This is a genomic window from Bacteroidota bacterium, from assembly GCA_034723125.1.
Classification (GTDB): domain Bacteria; phylum Bacteroidota; class Bacteroidia; order CAILMK01; family JAAYUY01; genus JAYEOP01.
The window spans coordinates 1-2,073 of sequence record JAYEOP010000441.1; the positions used below are offsets into that span (position 1 = coordinate 1).

General features: G+C 27.8%; 4 protein-coding genes. All 4 read left to right on the plus strand.

Going from position 1 to position 2,073, the window contains the following annotated elements:
- Nucleotides 1–89: 89 nt before the first annotated feature.
- Nucleotides 90–338, plus strand: coding sequence for a hypothetical protein (locus U9R42_11725; GenBank protein MEA3496692.1), 249 nt, complete (start codon nt 90–92; stop codon nt 336–338).
- Nucleotides 338–874, plus strand: a complete 537-nt coding sequence (locus U9R42_11730; protein ID MEA3496693.1) for a hypothetical protein — start codon at nt 338–340, stop codon at nt 872–874. Before U9R42_11725 ends, U9R42_11730 begins: the two co-directional genes overlap by 1 nt.
- A gap of 212 nt (nt 875–1,086) precedes the next feature.
- Entirely contained in the window at nt 1,087–1,779 is a 693-nt protein-coding gene (gene mnmD / locus U9R42_11735) for a tRNA (5-methylaminomethyl-2-thiouridine)(34)-methyltransferase MnmD (protein ID MEA3496694.1), read from the plus strand.
- A 106-nt stretch (nt 1,780–1,885) separates the two neighbouring features.
- On the plus strand, nt 1,886–2,073 hold a 188-nt coding region (locus U9R42_11740), incomplete at its 3' end, for a type B 50S ribosomal protein L31 (GenBank protein MEA3496695.1).

The following is a 2,073-nucleotide window of genomic DNA, read 5'->3' on the forward strand; positions in this document are numbered from 1 at the left end:
TTCAAGACAGCAAGGTACCTGACATCTATTTTTACTAAAAGTTCATTTAATTTCTGCTATTATAGTGTAAAAAGTAAAGGAGTCTCATTATGCAAACATTAACACTAGACATACAAGATAGTTTTATGCAAGACTTTCAAGATTTTATAGAGAAGTACAAGGACAAAGTTACCATCAAAAAAGACAAAAACATAGCATTAGACCCATACTTTTATGAAAGACAAGAAAAACTGCACAATGCAAGAAATGAAATTAAAAGTGGCACGGCTAAAATGTTATCTGAAAAAGAATATGAAAAAGAAATGGAAGTATTTTTTAATAATCTAGAGAATGCTTAGTGAAAATTTCTAGAAAAGATGAATACATAGTAGAATTACAACACATTTTAAAATACATAGCAAGCGATAAAATAAGTGCTAGTAAACAATTTAAGCAAAAGCTTGACAAACAAATAAAAAATATCCCAAACTTCCCCTACAAGCACAGGAAATCTATATATTTTGATGATGATAATGTTTATGTTTTTGCCAATATTGACAAGCAAGCGGTATTGAATATTTATAACATTCCGGAAAATTATTGCTGGAAACCGGTAGATTTACCTGATGGGAAATTGAAAGCAGTTGAGCGTTTTAATAATGAATTTTTATTTTGTATTGATGAAAACATTTATAAATATTTTATTTCAAGTAATGCAGTTTTCCCTTATTTAACAGACAAAGCATGCAACTTAATCCTTAATAATTATTTTAATAATGAGGTTTATTTTATTGAAAATAATACAATAGAAATTTATAATTATTCATCAGGAAGTTATTTGAATGAGGTAGTTTTTAATGATGAAATATTAAATGTTCATTTATTGTATAATTGAGCCCAATTAAAAAGTCATTGGATAACAAATATTCAAAAATTATTAAAATTTGTCATTCGGTAGTCATTCAATGGTCATTAATAGTTATTTAATACACTACTCCAAATGATGTAAAGCGAATGACGCACGTAGTGCTAATGACAATTAATGACGCCCGAAGGGCTAATGACAGCTAAATAGTTATTTAATATTGATAAAAGAAGACCTCAATAATGTACAAAAATATTCAAATAATTAAAACCGAAGACGGCTCGCATACTTTGTATGTGCCTGAGTTAGGTGAGCATTATCATTCGATTCACGGAGCTGTGCAGGAGTCGTTGCACATTTTTATTAATGCAGGTTTGAGATATTTAAACAATAATTCAAATAAAATAAATATTCTTGAAATTGGTTTTGGAACAGGGCTAAACGCATTATTGACCTTCATGGAATCAGAGAAAAACAATCAGGAAATTAATTATACTTCGATTGAAGCTTTTCCTTTGGAAGAAGAAATTTATCAAAAGATCAATTATTCCGGGCTTTTTCAGGATAAAAATATTAGTACTGCATTTTTAAAAATGCACAGGGTAGGGTGGAACAAATTTGAAAATATCACTAAAAAATTCGCTCTTAAAAAGATCCATCAGAAAATCGAAGATGTCATTTTCCCTAAAAAAGAATATAATCTTGTGTACTTTGATGCGTTTGCTCCTAATGTTCAGCCCAACTTATGGATAGAAGATATTTTTATCAAGATTGCCAAATCAATGAAAAAGAATGGAATTTTAACAACATATTCTGCCAAAGGAAAAGTTAAAAGAGCCTTGAAAACATCGGGATTTACAGTTGAAAATATTCCCGGTCCTCCCGGAAAACGAGAAATAACAAGGGCTATATTAAAAAATAAATTTAAAATTTAAAATTTAAAATTACTAAAAGATATTTTATAAAAATTATTATTAATTCTTTTTGTTTTTTTAAGATAAAAAACTAATTTTGCAACCCGAAAAAATAAAGATAATTAAAATGAAAAAAGACATTCATCCAAAAGATTACAGATTCGTTGTTTTTAAAGATATATCGAACGATTATACATTTTTAACAAAATCTTCAGTTCATACAAAAGAAACTATTAAATGGGAAGATGGTAAAGAATATCCACTCTTTAAGCTTGAAATTTCAAATACATCTCATCCATTTTATACAGGTAAAAT

Coding starts and splice junctions, on each gene's coding strand:
- U9R42_11725 (MEA3496692.1), top strand. CDS start 90: ATGCAAACATTAACACTAGACATACAAGATAGTTTTATGCAAGACTTT.
- mnmD (MEA3496694.1), top strand. CDS start 1,087: ATGTACAAAAATATTCAAATAATTAAAACCGAAGACGGCTCGCATACT.